The 17,700-nt window shown below is 72.0% G+C and carries 23 protein-coding genes; 2 read left to right on the top strand and 21 right to left on the bottom strand.

Annotated features, from left to right (window positions below):
* Nucleotides 1-123: 123 nt before the first annotated feature.
* From ACIQI7_RS09310 to ACIQI7_RS09260, 11 genes are all read right to left on the bottom strand, one after another.
* Entirely contained in the window at nucleotides 124-1,161 is a 1,038-nt protein-coding gene (locus ACIQI7_RS09310) for a UDP-N-acetylmuramate dehydrogenase (protein ID WP_401106767.1), read from the bottom strand.
* A gap of 9 nt (nucleotides 1,162-1,170) precedes the next feature.
* Nucleotides 1,171-2,214: a serine hydrolase domain-containing protein gene (locus ACIQI7_RS09305; RefSeq protein ID WP_401106765.1), complete on the bottom strand. Its 1,044-nt coding sequence runs from the start codon at nucleotides 2,212-2,214 to the stop codon at nucleotides 1,171-1,173.
* 2 nt (nucleotides 2,215-2,216) lie between these two features.
* Nucleotides 2,217-3,521, bottom strand: a complete 1,305-nt coding sequence (locus ACIQI7_RS09300; RefSeq protein WP_401106763.1) for a UDP-N-acetylglucosamine 1-carboxyvinyltransferase — start codon at nucleotides 3,519-3,521, stop codon at nucleotides 2,217-2,219.
* A 2-nt stretch (nucleotides 3,522-3,523) separates the two neighbouring features.
* Nucleotides 3,524-4,264: a hypothetical protein gene (locus tag ACIQI7_RS09295; protein WP_401106761.1), complete on the bottom strand. Its 741-nt coding sequence runs from the start codon at nucleotides 4,262-4,264 to the stop codon at nucleotides 3,524-3,526.
* Between the two features lie 59 nt (nucleotides 4,265-4,323).
* The gene (locus ACIQI7_RS09290; protein WP_401106758.1) at nucleotides 4,324-4,527 is read right to left on the bottom strand and encodes a hypothetical protein; all 204 of its coding nucleotides are present in this window, start codon (nucleotides 4,525-4,527) and stop codon (nucleotides 4,324-4,326) included.
* 108 nt (nucleotides 4,528-4,635) lie between these two features.
* Nucleotides 4,636-5,949 carry a helix-turn-helix domain-containing protein gene (locus tag ACIQI7_RS09285; RefSeq protein WP_401106755.1) on the bottom strand — a complete coding sequence of 438 codons (1,314 nt, stop codon included), beginning with the start codon at nucleotides 5,947-5,949 and terminating at the stop codon, nucleotides 4,636-4,638.
* A gap of 262 nt (nucleotides 5,950-6,211) precedes the next feature.
* Entirely contained in the window at nucleotides 6,212-6,565 is a 354-nt protein-coding gene (locus tag ACIQI7_RS09280) for a hypothetical protein (RefSeq protein WP_401106753.1), read from the bottom strand.
* 80 nt (nucleotides 6,566-6,645) lie between these two features.
* A complete protein-coding gene (locus tag ACIQI7_RS09275; RefSeq protein ID WP_401106750.1) occupies nucleotides 6,646-7,746 on the bottom strand; it encodes a DUF4192 family protein in 1,101 nt (366 codons plus the stop codon).
* Nucleotides 7,747-7,821: 75 nt separating this feature from the next.
* The gene (locus tag ACIQI7_RS09270) at nucleotides 7,822-8,868 is read right to left on the bottom strand and encodes a DUF4192 domain-containing protein (protein ID WP_401106747.1); all 1,047 of its coding nucleotides are present in this window, start codon (nucleotides 8,866-8,868) and stop codon (nucleotides 7,822-7,824) included.
* A 197-nt stretch (nucleotides 8,869-9,065) separates the two neighbouring features.
* Nucleotides 9,066-10,043 (bottom strand): DUF4192 family protein, encoded by a 978-nt coding sequence (locus ACIQI7_RS09265; RefSeq protein ID WP_401106744.1) that lies wholly within the window; start codon nucleotides 10,041-10,043, stop codon nucleotides 9,066-9,068.
* A 107-nt stretch (nucleotides 10,044-10,150) separates the two neighbouring features.
* Nucleotides 10,151-11,188, bottom strand: a complete 1,038-nt coding sequence (locus ACIQI7_RS09260) for a DUF932 domain-containing protein (RefSeq protein ID WP_401106741.1) — start codon at nucleotides 11,186-11,188, stop codon at nucleotides 10,151-10,153.
* A 445-nt stretch (nucleotides 11,189-11,633) separates the two neighbouring features.
* Here ACIQI7_RS09260 and ACIQI7_RS09255 point away from each other — a divergent pair, with 445 nt between their 5' ends.
* Together ACIQI7_RS09255 and ACIQI7_RS09250 are read left to right on the top strand one after the other, a co-directional pair.
* Nucleotides 11,634-11,852: a hypothetical protein gene (locus ACIQI7_RS09255; RefSeq protein WP_401106739.1), complete on the top strand. Its 219-nt coding sequence runs from the start codon at nucleotides 11,634-11,636 to the stop codon at nucleotides 11,850-11,852.
* 77 nt (nucleotides 11,853-11,929) lie between these two features.
* Complete coding sequence (locus ACIQI7_RS09250) at nucleotides 11,930-12,796, top strand: hypothetical protein (protein WP_401106736.1); 867 nt, start codon at nucleotides 11,930-11,932, stop codon at nucleotides 12,794-12,796.
* On the opposite strand, the gene ACIQI7_RS09245 is transcribed toward ACIQI7_RS09250, so the two are convergent.
* The 10 genes from ACIQI7_RS09245 to ACIQI7_RS09200 form a co-directional block, all read right to left on the bottom strand.
* Nucleotides 12,797-13,156 (bottom strand): hypothetical protein, encoded by a 360-nt coding sequence (locus tag ACIQI7_RS09245; protein WP_401106733.1) that lies wholly within the window; start codon nucleotides 13,154-13,156, stop codon nucleotides 12,797-12,799.
* A gap of 125 nt (nucleotides 13,157-13,281) precedes the next feature.
* Nucleotides 13,282-13,614, bottom strand: coding sequence for a single-stranded DNA-binding protein (locus ACIQI7_RS09240; RefSeq protein WP_401106730.1), 333 nt, complete (start codon nucleotides 13,612-13,614; stop codon nucleotides 13,282-13,284).
* Nucleotides 13,611-14,162 (bottom strand): hypothetical protein, encoded by a 552-nt coding sequence (locus tag ACIQI7_RS09235; RefSeq protein WP_401106727.1) that lies wholly within the window; start codon nucleotides 14,160-14,162, stop codon nucleotides 13,611-13,613. Before ACIQI7_RS09235 ends, ACIQI7_RS09240 begins: the two co-directional genes overlap by 4 nt.
* 8 nt (nucleotides 14,163-14,170) lie before the next feature.
* The gene (locus tag ACIQI7_RS09230; protein WP_401106724.1) at nucleotides 14,171-14,755 is read right to left on the bottom strand and encodes a hypothetical protein; all 585 of its coding nucleotides are present in this window, start codon (nucleotides 14,753-14,755) and stop codon (nucleotides 14,171-14,173) included.
* Nucleotides 14,756-14,837: 82 nt separating this feature from the next.
* Nucleotides 14,838-15,122 (bottom strand): hypothetical protein, encoded by a 285-nt coding sequence (locus ACIQI7_RS09225; protein ID WP_401106721.1) that lies wholly within the window; start codon nucleotides 15,120-15,122, stop codon nucleotides 14,838-14,840.
* 160 nt (nucleotides 15,123-15,282) lie between these two features.
* Nucleotides 15,283-15,630 (bottom strand): hypothetical protein, encoded by a 348-nt coding sequence (locus ACIQI7_RS09220; protein WP_401106719.1) that lies wholly within the window; start codon nucleotides 15,628-15,630, stop codon nucleotides 15,283-15,285.
* 81 nt (nucleotides 15,631-15,711) lie between these two features.
* Nucleotides 15,712-16,170, bottom strand: a complete 459-nt coding sequence (locus tag ACIQI7_RS09215) for a hypothetical protein (protein WP_401106717.1) — start codon at nucleotides 16,168-16,170, stop codon at nucleotides 15,712-15,714.
* A complete protein-coding gene (locus ACIQI7_RS09210; RefSeq protein WP_401106715.1) occupies nucleotides 16,167-16,523 on the bottom strand; it encodes an HU family DNA-binding protein in 357 nt (118 codons plus the stop codon). The genes ACIQI7_RS09215 and ACIQI7_RS09210 overlap by 4 nt, the downstream gene beginning before the upstream one ends.
* Before the next feature lie 86 nt (nucleotides 16,524-16,609).
* Entirely contained in the window at nucleotides 16,610-16,843 is a 234-nt protein-coding gene (locus ACIQI7_RS09205) for a hypothetical protein (RefSeq protein WP_401106712.1), read from the bottom strand.
* Nucleotides 16,844-16,907: 64 nt separating this feature from the next.
* Nucleotides 16,908-17,555 (bottom strand): hypothetical protein, encoded by a 648-nt coding sequence (locus tag ACIQI7_RS09200; protein ID WP_401106709.1) that lies wholly within the window; start codon nucleotides 17,553-17,555, stop codon nucleotides 16,908-16,910.
* Nucleotides 17,556-17,700: the final 145 nt, after the last annotated feature.

The raw sequence follows: 17,700 nt of genomic DNA, 5'->3' as shown, positions 1-17,700 counted from the left end.
TGGGGTGCTCTGCAGCCCCACCACCCCCAACCTCTCCAACCGCCTACGTGATGGGCACACCAACTCCAGCAGTGAGCAGGCTTGTTGGGTCGCCGTACTGGGCCTGATCCGCCGTGGTTCGGTTCACGCGGGCCACTGGCCGACGCGGACGGGTTCGAGACGCAGACGGATCCCGGTGGCGACGTCAACGCGTGCGGCCAGGGCGGCGAGGGTGTGGGCGAAGCCCGTTGCGGTCGCTCCGTCGTGGGCGGTGATGGTCAGGGTGCGCCGGTCCGAGCAGCGGATTCCGTCGGCGATCCGGTGGCCGGGATGGCAGCCGATGAGTTCGAGTAGCCAGCCTGCGCTGGCCCGCAGCTGCCCGTCGCTGTCGGTATGAACCGGGCAGCCGGCAGCCGACCAGCGGGCGGCCTGGGCGGCGGTGACGGGCGGGTTGAGGAAGACCGATCCGGCCTGCCGGGCGTCGGGTCCGTGGGGATCGAGGAGGAGCCCGCGGCGGTCACGGTTGGCGAGGACGGCGGCGGCCACCTCGGCGACGGGCGGGCGGGCCCCGACGTGGACGCCGAGTTCGTCGGCGAGCGGCTGGTACGTGATGGGGGCGGCCGGTGACCGGGTGAGGTGGAACGTCGCGGTGAGGATGGTCCAGCGGCCGGGGTCGTTCTTGAAGCGGCTGTCGCGGTGGCGGAGGCGACACGCCTGGGCGGGCAGGGTCCGCAGTCGGCCCATGTCCCAGTCCCAGGCGGTGAGGTGGTCGAGGGTGTCGGAGACCTGCTGGCCGTACGCTCCGGCGTTCTGGACGGGGGCCGCGCCGACAGTGCCGGGTATACCGGCCAGGCACTCGACCCCGGCCAGCTGCTCTGCGGCGGCCCACTGGACGAGGTCGGCGAGCGGGTGGCCGGCCTGGACGGTCGCGGCCACCGTGTCGTCGTCCACCCGCTTCACCGTGATGCCCCGGGTGTTCATCACGGCGACGGTGCCCTCGTGGCCGGTGTCGGAGGCGATGACGTTGCTGCCGTGGCCGAGGGTCAGGGGTGCCTCTTCCTTCCGGTCGCCGATCGTACGGACCACTTCGAACCAGTCGTCGGGGTCGGCGACCTGCAGGACGTCGCTGGCCGGGCCGCCGAGCCGCAGGGTGGTCAGGGCCGCGAGCGTGGGACGGGGCACAGGGGCCTCCTAGGGTTCGTCGGTGATCGCCTTGAGGGCGAGGGCCCGAAGCGGGGCGAGACGGGCGCGGTTGTCCTGGTGGTGGTAGACGGCGTTGGTGCAAATGGCCAGGTAGCGGCCGGTGGCCGGGGCGAGGTAGAGGCTGGTCCCGGTGAAGCCGTGGTGGTAGGCGACCCGGCCGTCGTCGGCGAGGATCCAGGCCAGGCCCCGGTCGAGGCCGGGCTCGATCTCGGCCTGCGGCTGCATGCTGTGGGCGAGCCAGCGGCCCAGGGGCCCGCCGGTGGCGTGCGAGGACAGCAGGTGGGTGGCGAAGGTGGCGAGGTCGGCCGGGGTGGTGAACACCCCGGCGTGGCCGGCGACCCCGCCGAGCAGTGCGGCGTTGTCGTCGTGCGGCACCCCCCACAGCCGGGGCCCGCCGGTCAACCGCTGCTCGGTCGGGGCGACCCTGGGAGAGCGGGCGACGGGTCCGTAGGTCGTGCTTGTCATGCCGAGGTGCTGCCAGAGCTCGGCCGCCAGCTCGTCCAGGCGCCGGCACCGGTAGTGGGCCAGGGCCAGGCCCAGCAGGATGAAGCCGCGGTTGATGTAGCGGTGACCGGCTCCGGGGGCGGCGATCAGCGGCTCTCCGCAGATCAGCTCGGCCAGCGGCTCGGTGCGGCCTCGGTACCGGTCGAGGCGGGTGTCGGCCCGCAGGCCGGAGGTGTGCGCCAGGACCTGGCCGACCGTGACCTGGCCGCCAGGCGCCTCGGAGGGGATGCCGGTCAGCAGTTCGCGGATCGGGGTGTCCAGGGTGAAGCCGTCCATGAGGGAGGTGCCGATCAACGGCCAGGTGGCCAGCACCTTGGTCAGCGAGGCCACGTCGTACACCGTGTCCGGCCCCGGCCGGGCGTCGCCGCATTCGGGGGCGACGACGCCGGAGGCCAGGTAGCCGAGCGCACCGCCGACCATGCCGTGGGCGATGACGCCGCCGGGCACGGTGCCGTCTGCGGTCATCAGGTCCAGGCACTCGCGCAGGTCGGCGAGCGCGTTCGGGGTCCACGGCACGGTGGTGGTCACGGCTACTCCTGGGTGGTCGTCAGGTGGGCACCGAGCGCGGCCAACTTCGGCAGCAGGTTGCCGTATCCGCGCCGCAGGTGGTACATCCCTCGGATCGTAGAGGTGCCCTCGGCGGCCAGGGCGGCGATCACAAGAGCGGTCACCGCCCGGATGTCCTCCCCGGCCACGTCGGCGCCGGTGAGAGCGGACCGGCCCCGGACGGTGATCACTGGGCCGGTCGCGTTGACGGCGGCGCCGAACGCAGCCAGGGCGGGCAGGTGGGTGTCGCGCTGGGTGTAGATCCGCTCGTCGATGCGGGAGGTGCCCTCGGCCTGGGTGAGGAAGGCGGTCAGCTGCGGCTGCACGTCGGTCGGGAAGCCCGGGTGCGGGCCGGTGGCCATCTGCACCGGCCTCGGGCCGGCCGGGGCCCTGACGGCGGTGCCGCCGTCCAGCGGGTCGAGCTGGATACCGGCGTCGGCGAACACCGACACCAGCCCGTCCGGAAACGCGGCCGGCGGGAAGCCGTCCAGGTGGACGGTGCCGCCGGTAATGGCGGCGGCCAGCGCGAGGGTGGCGGCCTCCAGCCGGTCCGGCGGCACGGTGAACACCCCGCCCCGGATGCGGTCGGTGCCGGTGACGTTCAGGGCCGTCCGGCCGCACCACTCGATGCCGACGCCGGCCTGCGAGAGCAGGGCAGCGGTGTGGGTGACCTCGGGCTCGACGCTGGGATTGAGGATCGCGGAGGTGCCCGGGGTACGGGCGGCCAGCAGCATCGCGGTGACCGTCGCGCCCAGGCTCGGCCCCCACGAGCGGGTCTCGGCGTCGGTGACGAACGGCAGCCGCTTGCCGGTGAACCGGGCCCGTACCCGGCCCCGGTTCACCTCGACCTCGGCCCCGGCGGCTTCCATCGCGGCCAGGTGCCGGTCGATGTGGCGCACACAGAAGGCGTCCCCGCCGGGGGTGGGGAAGGTGACCTTGCCGGCGCGGGCCAGAAGGGCGCCGCCCATCACTGCGGTGGTGCGGACGCGCCGTCCGAGGTCGTCCGGGATGGCGGGGACATAGGAGTCGGCCGGGCGAGTGCGGAAGTCGCCGTTGGTGGCGGTGGCGGGGGTTCCGGTGCGGTGCAGGATCTCGGCGACCACGCCGGTGTCGAGGATCTCGGGGGCCCCGAGGAGCGCCAGCGGTTCGTCGGCGAGGATCGCGGCGGCGTACAGGTGCAGGGCGACGTTCTTGCTGCCCTGCACGGGGACGGTGCCGGCCAGGCGGCGGCCTCCGGTGATCCGTACGGCCCGCTGGTCGGCCGTCGGGGTGGTATCGGTGGTGGGCATGGTCACCTTCCCTGGCTTCCGGCCGGGAAGAAGCCCCCGACCTGGGTCTTCGGGTAGAACAGGGTGTGCGCGCCGATGAGAGTGGCGGGCTGGAGGACGGTGCCGGCAGGGACGATCACGCCGTCGCCGATCACAGCGCCGAACTTGGTCTGGCCGGTGGCGATGCGGCGGCCGTCGAGGTGGGCGCAGACCTCTTCGGTGGCGGGTTCGGTGACCGGTCCGGAGGTGACTCGCAGGCCGGTGGTCGACACGAAGGCGCCGATGTTGACGCCGCGGCCGAGCACGGAGTCGCCGACGAACGAGGTGTGCTTCATGAAGACGCCGCCGGTCAGCAGGCTTCGGGTGACCTCGGCTCCGAAGCCGATGCGGCAGCCGGGGCCGATGACGGTGTTGTCGCGTACCCGGGCGCCGGCCTCGACCCGCGCACCGGGGCAAACCAGGACCGGGCCGGTGACGACAGCGCCTTCGGCGATGACGGCCCCCGGGGCAACGATCACGTGGCCTCGGACGGTGGCGCCGCGCTCGATGGTCCCGGTCGCTTCCGGCAGCGGGATGTCCAGGTTGCCGGCCAGCAGGTCGGTGATGGCCTTCTTGATGCCGAAGACGGTCGGGCAGCAGTTCAGCAACTCCAGCACGACCGGGTCGGTGACGTGTTCGGTGTCGAAGTAGTACGCGGGGGTGGTGCGGTAGTCGATGCGCTCCAGCTCGGTGTGCAGCGCGGGCGCGTCGGTCAGCCGGTGCATGGCTGGATCTCCTCTCGGGCGAGCGAGTGGAAGAGAGGGGGCGGGGCCGTCACGGCGCCTCAGGAGGCAGGCAGGTCGGGCACGGTCACTGCCATCCGGGGACTGGCCTCGGCGGGCTGGTTGTGGACCGCCAGGCCGAGCAGGGCGAGTACGGGCAGGTGAAGGGCTGCCCAGGAGGCGGTGAGGAAGGCGCCGAGCCGGTCGCGGTCCGGGGCGGCGTGCCGCCGGTTGGCGGGCGGCGGGGAGGTGCTGGGCGTTGGCATGGGAAGGCCTCCGGCAGCGGGGGGGGGGGAGGGGTGGACGTTCCCCAGTGAACCGCCGGGCGAAAGGCCGGATCCGTAGTCGGGCTACGGGCCGTAGTACGGCTGCGGTCAGACGGGTCGGACGCCCGCGCGCACCGCCAGGTCGCGCACGCCCGGGAGCTTGCGATCATGCCGCAGCAGGTCGGTGGCAAGGTCGCGCACGGCTCCGCGCCGGACCTCTTGCGGGGCCGCTTCCTCGGCGGCGAGCAGGGCCTGGTAGCACGGTCCTGGCTTGCCCCACTGGGCAAAGGCGCGGGCAACGTCCGTCCAGAACCTGGCCTGCCGCTCGGCGGTCGGCAGCTCGGCCGGGTTGATCGTGCGGGCCAGTTCGATCGCGCGGCCGGCATCGCCGAGCTCGTAGTGCACGGACACCTCGTGCAGGGCTACACCGCGCACGCCGTCCGTCTGCCCGGATGCGCGGCTGGCTGCGGCCGCGCTGTCGGCGGCCTCCTGGATCAGAGCCTGCGCGTAGGCACGGTCGCCCAGCTTCGCCGCGGTGTAGGCAGCGGTGGCGTACAGCTCGGCCCGCGTGGCCAGGCGTGCCGCCTGCGGCAGGGACGCGGTGAGCAGGTCTTCAGCGGCGACCACCACGATGTCGGTCGCGCGGGCCAGGCTCCCCTGGCGGCGCCAGGAGCTGGAGACCATGCGCTGCGCCTCGGCGACGACCAGCGGGTCGCCGGACAGGCGGGCAGCGATCAGCGCTCGGTCGGAGGTCACGGCGACGTGGTTGTTGGTACCGATCTTGATGCACAACCTGGTGGCGAGGTTGTACAGCTGGGCGACGTTGCGGGCGCGCTCCTCCGCTGTTCCGACCACCTCGGCGGCGGCGATGCGACCGGGCAGGGACCGGGCGAGCGCCGCGTACTGGGCCGATCGGAACTCCTGACGCGACGTCTCCACCGACGCGGTGACCGACTGCCGGGTCGGCTCACGACGCGAGGCCGGCACCCGGTCCGTCCCGTAGAGGAGCAGGTCCTCCAGCCCAGCCAGTGAGCCACCTTCCTCGGCGCGGGCGGCCTGGGGGGCCGCGGCGGGGGCGACGAGGGCGGCAGCCGCCATGGTCAGGAACGGGCGGCGTCGCACATCGTCCTCCTCGACAGCGCGGGTGTTCGTCAGCGTAGCCGAGGCGGACTTCCGGGCGCGCGATCTCGGCCGATCGGCAGCAGGCTGCGGTGCGGCCATCAGCTCGCCGAGGTCGGCGTCCAGCACCTCGGCGAGCCGCCGCAGCAGCACGAGGTCCTTGACCCCTTGGATGTCGCGTTCGACTTGGGACATCCAGTCCTCGCTGCGATTCAGCTCGTGGGCCAGGCGCAGTTGTGTCCAGCCCTTCGCCGTACGGCGCAGCGCGATGAACTTCCCGAACGTGATGCTGCTGGCCTTCACATTGGCCCCCGGCTTCAGTATCCGTTCCGCTACGGAACGCCACGGTATCGAGTAGTGGGCTTGCCTGTACTCGCTCTTGGGAGATCGGGCTCCCGAGGCCACCCTCTGCGGCGAGTGCCGGTGAGCGCGGGCTTTCGGGTAGATCACCGGCGGCGGCCTTGATCTGTTCCACCCTCGTCCCGCCCAGCGCCTCATTGTCACTGCACAGCCCTGCGCCCCAGACACCAAGTGCACCCGGGGCGGCAGAAGTTGCCGCTCCCGTTCACGCCTGCTTGTGCGGCGGCGGCACCTCGACGATGCGGCCGAAGGCGGCACCCACGCGCAGCGCGAAGATGGCGTTGCCATGGGCGTTGGCGAAGCCGCGGCAGATCGCACCCTTGGTCCCGGGCGGGGCGAGTGCGGGCAGGGTCGAGTGGCAGACGATGTGTCCGTCGGCGGCGAGGGCCTCGGCAGCGAGTTGCCGTACGCGGCCGGGCGCGAGGTGCATCAGGTTGCCCGGCCGGTAGATGCACGTGTCGCACAGGCGGGCGACGACCCGCACCTCCCCGGTGGCGGGGTCGGCGACGGCCGGCGTCGGGTCGTCATCGGGCTCGGGCTGCGGTCGGCCCTGGTTCACGGTGTCCCCCTGCTCTTGGCCTGAAGTGCTGTGCGGGTCGGAGCCGGGGTGGGCGTGGCGCGCCCACCCCGGTCGGGTGGTCAACTGTCGTGGCCGCGAAGGCGATCGGCGCGTTCCTGGCGGATCCCGTCGGCGATGTCGTCCACGGAGCCCGTCAACGCGATCGCCTCCATCAGGAGCCGGACCAGAAGGTAGCGCGGGTCGGCGGTGTGCGCCCGTTGAAGGGCGATGAGCGCGGCCGGGACGTCTCCCGCGACGGCGGCGGTGAACGCGGCGAGGGCCAGGGGTGCAGCGACGAGCGTTGTGGTGGCGCTGGCGCACCGGCGGGCCAGCAGCGCCCACAGCTCCCGGGCGCGCGGAAGCTCGGCCGGTTCGATGTATCCGATCGCGACGTCCCGCAGGGGCCGGTGCCGTAGTCCGACGATCAGCTCGGCCGTCTGGCCCGGGGTGAGGCTCTCCAGGGGGGTGCCGTCTCCCCCGCCGAGCAGCAGCCTGTCGAGGATCACCGTGAGCCGTTCGGTCTCGGCGTCGAAGCTGCTGGCCTGCACCCGGGCGGCCCGATCGGCGACGGCGCGCTGGATCGCGGCGCGCTGAATCTCCGCTTCCTTCCCCGTGACGGGTTCGAAGGCGGCGACAATCTCCGCTTCGCTGGGCGGTGTGGGGATGCCGACGGCGCGGGCGTTCATGGTGACCACGCCCGGGTTGTCCGGGCCGTCCACGGGCATGCCCTCGTGCCGGTAGTTGGGGTTGGCGTGGTGGTATGCCCACCAGTGGGTGGGGGTGACGAACATGGCGGCGAGGGTGTCGATGCCGTGGGCCTCGGCGGACAGCAGGAGCGCGTCCGCCAGCGCCCGGTGCCGGGTCATCGCGGCGTGGCCATCCCTCGCGTCCTGCCGGCTCGCGCACAGGTACAGCAGGACGTTGGTCGGGCCGGTCGCGAACTCCTCCATGCGGTGCAGCGTGTTGTGCATCATGTGGTGGGCGGCCTCGTTGGGGTTGCCCTTGTCCCCGGGCAGGTCGAACTTCTGGCAGAAGAGCGGGCGGTCGCGCAAGGTGTCGTGGGCGAGGATGAACACCATGCCGTCGGGACCGTCGGGCTGGTAGCTCAGGAGGTAGGGCAGTGCTTCGATGGCCTGGGCGGGGCTGAGGACGTCGAAGGTGGGCACCATGTTGATGTCCAAGAGGATCTCTCCGCTCGTGGTCGGTAGGGGTGGGCAGGGGCCGCTCGGCGTACGGCCCCTGCCGGGACGGGTCGCTCAGCCCGTGGTGCGGCTGCTCCGGCCAACGCGGTGCTTGCGCAGGTGCTCGCGCAGGTAGGTGAAGCTCGCGCCGCTGTTGAGCTCGTGGATGAGGAAGTTGGTCAGCTCCTGGTCCGGGATGCACCTGTCGGCGGCCTGGAGGGCGAGGCGGGACCTAGCCTCGTCGCCGAGCGCCCACGCCGTGAACGCGTGGAGGGCCAGCGGCACGGCGGCCTGCTCTGCGTACGCGGCAGGGCAGTGGCGGGCGAGGGCGAGCCACAGCTCGTTCGCGGCCGTCAGCTCGTGGTCCTCGCAGTGCAGGAGCCCGATGTTGCGCACGTCCTCGTACTGGAGGGCGAGCAGGAGCCGGGCCGTGAGGTCGTCAGGGGTGTCCTCGGCCTGGCGGGCGCCGGTAACGAGTTCGGCGATGGTGGTCGTCATCAGATCGATCGCGTCGTCCACGACGCTCTGGTGTCCGCCGGAAAGGATGTCGGCGTGCATGGTGCGCAGGACGGCGTCGAGGGTCGCGGTCATGGCGGCGGCGCGTGCGCCGGTGGCGGGGGCGAGGGACTTCAGAACGTCGCTGCTGCGGGGCAGGCCCGCCGGGTCGAGCCCTGCGGGCGGCTCGGGGAGGGCGTGACCGTCGGCGGGGCCGGGCCTCAGCATCGACCAGTAGCGGGCCCGGGTCACGTAGAGGGCTTCGCGAAGGACCAGATCCTGGCGGCGGCAGGCGTCGCGAATGCTGTCGGCGAGCGGCTGGTGGGTGAGGCGGGACTGCGGCCCGTTGTCGGGGTCGTCGGGGTCGGGGCAGATGTAGGCGACGATCTGGTGGGTGGGGAACTTGAACCTCGCGGCATCGGCTCGCTGGTAGGTGATCAGCTCTTCAGCCACGTACGGCCAGAGGGCAGGGTCGGCGGGCAGGTCGGTTCGGACGGAACCGAGCAGTTCACCGGCAGGGGTGACGCCGATGAGAACGACACTGTTCTCGGGGTGGTAGTCGAAGAGGAACGGCAGCTGGTGAACCAGGGCCTCGGAGCCGTTCAGCAGGAGCGGGTTGTCGGTCATGGGTTCCTATCAGGGGTGGTCCGGATTCGCGGTCCGGACCGGCAACTTAAGAGGACTTACGTCCCCTTTCTTGACTGAAGTCTATTTGCAGGCGGGCTTGTTGGGCACACCCCAACTGCTCAAGATCTCGGCCCGGGCGGGGGCGACCGGGCGGCCGCGCCAGCGGCGGCCGCCCAAGGCAACACCACGACCTCCGACTACTGCTCGCGCCGCCGGCTCAGGGCTGCCCGCAGCTCCGCCGCGACGATCCCCTGCACGCCAGCCAGCTGGTCGCGCTCATCCAGGGACACCAACTCCAGCAGCGCCTGCGCCTGGTCACCCCCGGGCTTGGCATCCAGCGCGAAGAGGAACGCACCTCCGGCCGCCTGCGCATTCCCGTCGAGCAGTAGCGCGATACCCAGCAGGGTGAGCGGCGCGGCGGCCAGATGGCGGTACGGGCCGACACCCAGGGCCGCAACGCGCGACCAGATCTCCATTGCCCGCTTCACCTCGGCGGGTTCGCAGTAGGCCGAGGCCATGTTCAGGAAGTCCTCATTCTGGGCCGCGAGGAGCAGCTGCGCCGCCTGTGCGGCGGTCAGCTCCTCGATGTCGCGGCGGCCGGTCAGCATGGCGTCGAGCAGCGACATGAGGTTCTGCTTGGTGTCCTCGCGGCCGGCCTCCAGCTCCTGTGCGAAGGCCCGCAGGATCTCGGCCACCACGCCCCCGGTGTCCTCCGCGTCGTCGTCCGCGGCGTGCCGGTCGCCCGTCGGCGGCATGGCAGCGCGGGGGTTGAAGGCAGCGGACAGCTGAGCGGGCAGGGGCCGCCAATGGGTGGGGGTGATGAACTGGCTTTCGATGACGGTCAGGCCATGCCGCGCGCACTCGACGGCGAGGTGGTGCCAGACAACGGCGTACAGGTCGACGTGCTCGATCCTGTGGCCGGCGCGGGCGTAGATGAGCACAGCGACGCTGCGCTGCCCTGCGCTGGTGGCGGGCAACTCGCCGACGTCGCCGATGAAGGCCCGGGCGAAGGACGACACGCGGTTCGGGTCTTCGGGGATGTCCGCGCAGAGCAGGCGCAGGGGCTCACCGAACTCGGCGAGGACGATCTCGCCGGCCGGTTCGCGGCCGAGCGCACAAGCAGTGAAGTCGGCCAGCTCGGCCATCGCGAGGATGTGGGGGCTGTTGTCGGACATGGCGATTCCTCGTTCCAGGTGGCGGGGTCGCGCCGTCGGGGGCGCGACCGGAGTGACGTGGAGCGGCTAACGGTCGGCCGGGGGCCCGCAGGCCCCCGGCCGCCGGGTCACGCCGCGAGGAGCAGGGCCTTCGCCGCGTCCTTGGTCGGGTTCTTCTGGTCGTGCAGCAGGGTGGTCATCGCGAGGTTGGCGCGGTGCTTCTGCTCGGTGATGTCCTCGGGGGACCGGACGGTCCGGAAGTAGTCCTCGAACTCGATGACCGCCTGGAGTGCGGCCCAGCGGGTGCCCCGGATGTTGTCCTGGGTGTCGGCCTCGGCGAACAGGTGGTGCAGCCGGTCCCGGCGCTCCTCGAAGGCGGCGACGATGTGCTTGCGCGAGTCCTTGCTGGGGGCCCCGAACAGCCTCTTGATCAGCTTGTCGAACTCCTGGTTGGTCATCGCCTGCTGGTACAGGGTGGTGGCCTCGGCCTCCAGAGCGGCGGCGTAGCGCTCGGTGAAGCCGAGGGTGCGCCGGGCCTCCTCCAGGTCACTAAGGGCGGTCGCGGTGTGGCGGACCTTCCAGACCCGCTGGGCCTCGTTGACGGCGAGGTCGAGGGTGTTGGTGCACACCGCCCGGACCGGGGTCTCGACGGCGACGGCGGCGGAGCGGCCGTCGTGCGAGTTGGCGAACAGGGTGTACAGGTCGATGCGGTCGGCCGCACCCTCGGGGTCCAGGGTGATGCTCGGGGACTTGGTGGACATGAAGACGACCCGGCCGCCGTCGAGGGCACCGGCGGTCTCGTAGGTGACGTGGCCGCCGCCGACCAGCTCGTCCAGGAAGGTGAAGGCGTCGCGGTTCTGGATGGGAGTCCACGTGTTGCCGACCAGGCCGCCGACCCAGTCGCCGGTGTCGGTGCGGACGGTGGCGAAGCGGTTCGGGATGCGCTTGCCGAGCTTGCCCCTGTTCATCGGCAGGATCGGGAGCTTCTCGACCTCCCAGTCCAGCTGGGCGAGGTGCAGGACCTCCTCGCTGGTCTTGGCCTCCTCGGTGACGGTGCCGAGGCCGTGCCAGGCGGGCTGGCGGTGGGAGTAGAAGGCCGCCACCCCCGTGGTGTTGTCGATAGCGCCGAGGTCGGCCCGGCCGGTGATGACGTCGCTGTCGCGCATGGGTGTCTCCTGTGAGGTCTGCCCGGATTCGCGGTCCGGGCGGGCAATGAAGCTGACTTCCGTCGGCTTTCTTGACTTCAGTCTATTCTCGGGCAGATGCCCTTGGGCACACCCTTCGAGGCACGAAGTTCAGGCAGTTCCCGCGTCGACTGAAAGCGCCGAACCGGCGCCCCAGCCCTTACGCCGCCGGCGCCTCTCTGGGCCGAACGGGTCCGGACACGCCTGGACAGAAACAGATCAAAGTCGCGGAAACCAGCAGGTCGCCACGCAGAACCCATTCCGCGACCGCTTGACGTCGACACGGCGCCCGACACGAACGGAGTAGCGCATCGGCTCGCGAAGCAGGTTCACTCAAGGGGCAACCGGACGCCAGCGCAGCCGAGTTGACCCACCGCCGCACGGGCCGCCGCAGACCGATCCGGCGCCCCCTCCGAAGGAGATCCGCATGAAGTCCCTGCCCGGTCCGGCCGCGCCCTTCCCCCACGCCCACCTGGCCGGCCCTGAGGCCGTGCTCCTGGTCGTCCTGGTCCTGGTGCTCGCCACCCTGGCGCTGACCGGCACCCCGGTGCCGGATGCGCTGACGGTGGTGACGACCGCCGCCTCAACCGGGCTGCTCGCCCGCAGGCACCCGGGCGGCAACCAGCTCGACGGCCGGGGACGCTGACCGTGGGCCGCCGCACCAACCCCGTTCCGGCGGGAACCAGCCCGCGCTTGCGGGCGCTCGCCCTGGCCCTTCGCCGGATGAAGGACGCCAGCGGGCTCACCTACGCCGACCTCGCCGCACGCACTGTGGCCCTCGGCAACCCCAAGGGCGCCGCGACCCTGAGCCAGGCCGCCGCCGGCCACCGGCTACCCCGGCTCAGCACCGCCGAGGCGTTCGCCCGCGCGGCCGCAGACCCCGGGGACAGCAACGCCCAGCGCCAGGCCGTGCAGAAAATCAGCGACCTCTGGCGGGCGGCGGCCATCGGGCGGGCTGCTCTCCTGGCCTCCGAACCGGCCCCGGCGGCCGAGAAGTACCAGCCCAGACGGACCCTGGAGAAGCTGGCGCTGGGGCTCAGGAAGATGCGGGCCCGGGCGGGTCAGCCCACGCTCAGGACCCTCCAGGACCTGTCGGAAGCGGCCGGGCATCAGGTGGCGAAGAGCACCCTGCACCTCGTCCTCGCCGGGCGCGCCCTGCCGACCCGGGAGCAGCTGGCCGCACTCCTCACCGCCTTCGACGCCGCCGCGGGCCCTGGTCGAAGCGCGGTGCGCAGCCGACGGCAGTGGATGGCGCTGCGCGACGCCGTCGAGTCCCGGACCCGTCCCGCGCCGCCCACCCGCGTCACCGGCTACGGGTGCCTGGACGGCGCCCTCGACGAGGTACTGGAACGGCGGGAGCGCAAGGAGGAAATCCTGCGGAAGGTCGGCAAGCTCGCCGAGGACGAAGACAGGGACGACTACGAGCAGGGCGAGTACCGCCTCGGCGCCACCACCAGTCGCGCCCCGTGGGAGTACATGGACGACGACGAACTCGCCGCGATGGAGGAGGAGGCCTGGGATGCCGCCCGGACACAGCAGGGCGGTCGAGACCTTCTCGCCAAGCTACGGAGTCAGACGGCTGGCAGCTAGCTAGCTGCCCGCGCGGCGGTTACGCAGTTCCAGTCCGGCCTGCTTGGCGTAACGGGTGACGAGAGCTGAAGTCAAGCCCGCGGTGTCGGAGATCTGGTACACGGGCACGGACCGGTCAGGGTAGGCGGCGATGACGCCTGCGAGGCGCATCTCGCGCATGGTGGTGGCGGAGTCGTCGACCACTGAGAGCGGTTCACGCAGCTGCTCGAGGAGGTCCATCGGCTCCAGGCCAGCGTCCTTGACGGCTTCCAGCGCGGCTTTCAGCTCCTGGGCAGCGGCGGCGAGTCGTTCGCCGGGGCTCGCCGCGGTGCGGCGCGTCTTGCTGCGCTTCGGCGTCGCGGCCGGCTCCTTGCCGCTCATCGGTGCTCTCCTTCGTGCTGCGGTCCGGCTGGGGCCGGGGGTCGTCTATGTCTACCAGGGGCCGCGGGCGCTGGCGAACAGCGCGGTGTGCCCGCGTCCTGCGGGGCAGGGCGCGGGCACGGGCTCTACAACAGAGTGCCGATCGCCTCGACGGTCAGCTCGACCAGCAGCCGGGGGCTCTCGCCGGGCGGCTGGTGCACGCGCTGGGTGAGCTGTCCGACCACGATGACCCGGTCGTTCGCCCGAAGGGTCGCTGCCGTCTTGTCCGCGAGGTCCCGCCAGGCCACGCAGCGTACGGTCAGCTGCCTGGCCTGCGGGTCGCGCGGCTGACCGGCCTCGGCGAGCCGCGGGCGCTGCAGGAGGGTGAACTTCGCCCGGGCGGGCGCGCCGGGCGCCTGGTAGTACTCCGGGTCACGCAGCAGACTACCGATCAAGGTCGTGTGGTTGGCGAGGTTCACCAGTCACCTCCCCGGTGTGCGGCGTCCAGCTCGCGGGGGTCGGCAGCGGCTGCGGCGTCCAGACACCGAGCGATGCGCTGGAAGTGGCGCGCGCTCTCCATCGGGTGGTCCCTGGAATGCGGCCACCGGGGCAGGTCCCGCAGGGGCACAGCGAGGCGTTGGGCCTCCTGGCGCAGGCTGCCGACCCAGTCCGGCACGTCGCGGGGCAGCGCGCCGAGGCGGCGGCACATGCGCCCGAGGACGAGGTGGTCGGTGTCCCCGCGCCACGACCACAGTTCGGGGCTGGGGGTGTCCTTGAGGAACCACTGGAGTTCGCAGGCGAGCCGGTCGTGGCTGCGCACGTCCGGGTCGCGGCGGTCGAGGCGGCCGTCGCACCAGGGCAGGTGGATCAGGCCCGGCCCGACTACCTGGGTGGGGTCGAAGCGGACGCGCCCGATCGAGCTGTCGATGGCGTAGTAGGAGGCGCCGTCCTCGCGCAGGAGGGCGATGCTCACTGGGGTGATGGCCTGGCCGTCGTCTAGGTAGGTGGCGCTGGTGAAGACGCGCATGGGTCCCCTCATCGGGTTGCAGCAGAGTGGCCGGCGGGCGGTGGAGCGGGCGTGCCGAGTTCGAGTGCCTGCATGCGCCGCTCGAGGCGGTCGGCGCAGCGTTCGTAGGCGTCGGTGATGGCGTGGTTGCGGTCGGCGGCGAGGTCATCGAGGGCCACGCGGATGCGCCAGGTGAGGATGTCGTGCGGGGAGCTGTAGCGGGAGCGCTTCGCGGTCCACTCATCGCGACGCACGAGCGCGGACAGGATGGTCCAGCGGCCCGTGAACCCGTAGTAGTGAACCCACACGGTACAAGGGCTGAGGCCAGGCTCGGTGTAGGCGAAACGGACACTGCCGCGGCCGGGAAGCCACGTCCAGTCGCCGTCCTGGGCGTCGCGGTAGAGCGGGTCGCCGTCGGGGGCGAGGACGGTGAAGCTGCTCGGGCGGACGTGCTGGAGGCCCGTGCCGTCGTAGGTGACGAGGACGATGCACGGCTCGAGGTCGTTGAAGGGCCCGCCGGGGTGGCCGGCGCAGTCTTCGTTGGTGGTGAGCGTGAAGACCCGGCCGTGAAGCTCGGTCTTGCTGCCGTGGTAGATGACCTTGATCGGTTCCATGGTTGCTTCCTGGTCCGGTGGCGGTCGGAAGGCCGGCTACGGGGCCCGGCGGCAGGTACGCCCTGCCACCGGGCCACTCGGGCTAGCCGCGGTCCGGGGAGAAGGGGTCGAGCGGCTGCCCGTTCTCGTCCGTCGGCGGGGTCCAGTCCATGAGGTCCTTCGGGTGCACGTGGCTCAGCACCAGTTCGTCGCCGTCGAGCAGGTCGTACAGGTGCTGCTGCGCGCCGGTCTCGTCGGTGTACGTGTCGCAGGTGCTCGTGCCTCGGCGGGTGGTGAGCATCCGGTGGTGCAGGTGCTCCACGTCTCCGAGGTATTCCACGGTCGTCCCGTCGGTCAGGGGCGGGTGGATCCCGTTGCTGAAGGCCATCGGTCTCTCCTGGGTCGGGCCGGGGGTTCGCGGTCCCCGGCTGGCAGTACCAGCCTCCACCAGGAATAGACTTGAGTCAACAAACCAGACTTAAGTATCTCTACCTGCCCCCTGCAGCGCAGCGGGCCCGCCCCGACCGGGCGGGCCCACCACCGAGCCACTACTGGAAGGCGCCGACGTACTCCGCGACCGCCCGGGCCAGCCGAACGGTGCGAAGGGGGTCCAGCCCCTCAACGTCGGCCGCATTGGAGGCGGTGATCCGCCCGTTGCCCCCCGCCGGCAGGACGCCGTGCTCGGAGAACAGGAAGACGTTACTGTCGAGTTCGCCGCCCGTCCGACAGACGATGCGGATGCGCACCCCCTCCCACTCGTCGGAGAACCGGCTCGGCTCGAGGGAAGCGATGGCGATCACCGACCCAATTCGCTGCACCTGGCGCTGGCCGGAGATGGTGCCCCCGAGCATCGGCCGAAGGCCCCTCAGGACCGCTCCATGGTTGACGACCGTCATCTCAACTCCTCCACGCGGAGCCGGGTTTCGCACTCCCGGCTGGTATGGCCAGCCTCCAACGAAAGAAGACTTAGGTCCACTTTAAATACTGGAGTCTGATTTTATGTTGCGCTGCGACTCCCGACCGTTGGGCAGGTGAGGTGCCATGGCTCGCTCGACCAGGCCGTGGACCGTGCGCAGTGCCTCGTTCCAGCCGCGTCCCCACTCGTCACTCCCTCGCTGTGGCGCGAGTTCGGCGATGGAGGCGAGCGCGGCGAGCATGGCGGGCACAGGCAGCAAGACAACGCGGGTCGCACCGCCGTGGCCGTGGATCGACTCGATGTCGGAGGCGCGGTCCCAGGCGACGGTCGATCCCCGCTCGCCGCGCCAGCGGGTGGCCCCCGTGGAGCCGGCGGCCGCCGAGAAGATACAGCCCTCCGCGACCACGCCCGTGCCGGAGACGCCGGAGACGTCGATGTCGCGCTGCAGCACGTACGGGGTGGGCGGCTCGGGCTGGAACTGGGCGAACAGTGCCGCCAGCCGCGCCGCGAGGCCGCTCATGCCGCACCGCGAGTCGAGGTGTGGGTACCCTTCGGGTCCTTGCGGATCGCGATGCCGTCTTGCGGCACGCCGCGACGGCCGTCGGCGAAGTCGCGGAAACGCGCGTGGGGACGGAAGCGGGGGACTCGACGCGCCGGCACCTGCACCACGGTGCCGGTCTTCGGGTTCCGGGCGGTCCGGCTCCCGATCTCGACGGCCTGGAAGGTGCCGAAGCCGGTGACGGACACCTGCTCGCCGTCGACAACAGCCCGCACGATGACGTCGAGGATCGCCTCGACGGCACGGGCGGCGGGTCGCCGGCCTCCGAGCGTGGGCGCGATGCGGTCGATCAGGACGCGCTTGTTGACGGTCACGGTTACTCCTGCGGTGGATTCGGTGGTGGTTCCGGGCCGGGCAACGGTCTGTGGTCACGTCGCCCGGCCCGGCGTTCGCGGGGCTCCTACGCCGGGCGCGGCGCAGGAGCCGGAGACGGGCCGGGGGAGGACTGCGGCGGGCCCGCACTGGGCTTGGCCGGGGCCGCCGGGATGGCGCAGCCAGGGTCGGCGGGCTGGGTGGTGGTGACGGTCGCAGCCGGGGCGGGGCCCTCGGCACTGCGGGCCATGGAGGCGCCGCTGATGCTTCCGAGCACCAGTCCGGCAAGGAGGGAGCCGACGAGCAATGCGGTGCCGCGCATGGCGGTTTCCTTTCAAGGGGCGGCCTGACCGGCCCCGCCGAGGCGGGGCCGGTCAGGCGCGGGGTCAGCGGCTGGGGGTCGGCCGGGCGGGGGTGACCGGCGCGCTGGTCGGGGTGGGGGTCACCGTCGGAACGGGCCCCGGAGTCGGGCCGACCTCCCCGGTCGGGGACGCGGGCGGGACGCACATACCCGGGCCCCCGGTCGGGGACGGCGCCGCCACGACGGTCGGGGCCGCCTGCATGTGGGTCACGGTGACCGTCACGGTCGGGAGGGGAGCCGAGGTCGGGCCGTTCCGCTCGCCGTTCTGCACCGGCGGGACCGGGGCCGGGCTCAGGCCAGAGACGGTCGGAGCGGGGGCATCCGGGGCGTTCACCAGGGCCACGGCAGAGGCCGGGGTCAGGGGCAGGGTCGGGGTCGACTGGGGGGCGGGGGGCGTCGGGGCGTCGGTGCCCAGCTGCACCGGAGCTGCCGTCAGGCTCGGCACGACCGGGGTCTGGGCGGGCTGGGCACCGGGTGCCGGGGTGGCCGCCGGGCGGCTCATCACCAGCGTGCCGGTGATGAATCCGGCTCCGGCCAGGCCCAGGGCCGCCAGGGTCCGCAGGTCGAGGCGCAGGGTCACCGCTCGGCGGGGGCGGCGGGCTCCATCCTCGGCGGTGGCGGTTTCGGCGGGGGTGGCTTCGGCAGGGGAGTCGGCGGGGGTGGCTTCGGTCATCGGGCTATCTCCTTCGTCGGGCCGGGGGATCGCGGTCCCCGGCTGGCAGGACCAGCCTCGCACAAAAGAGACCTAAGTCAAATAAGACTACCTCGGTAACTTTTGGTTCGGGGCGGACACTCAACGCGCCCGCCCCACAACCGAG

It is taken from the genome of Kitasatospora sp. NPDC092039 (assembly GCF_044756065.1).
Taxonomy (GTDB): Bacteria; Actinomycetota; Actinomycetes; order Streptomycetales; family Streptomycetaceae; genus Kitasatospora.
This window is presented reverse-complemented; position numbering and strand designations above follow the sequence as displayed.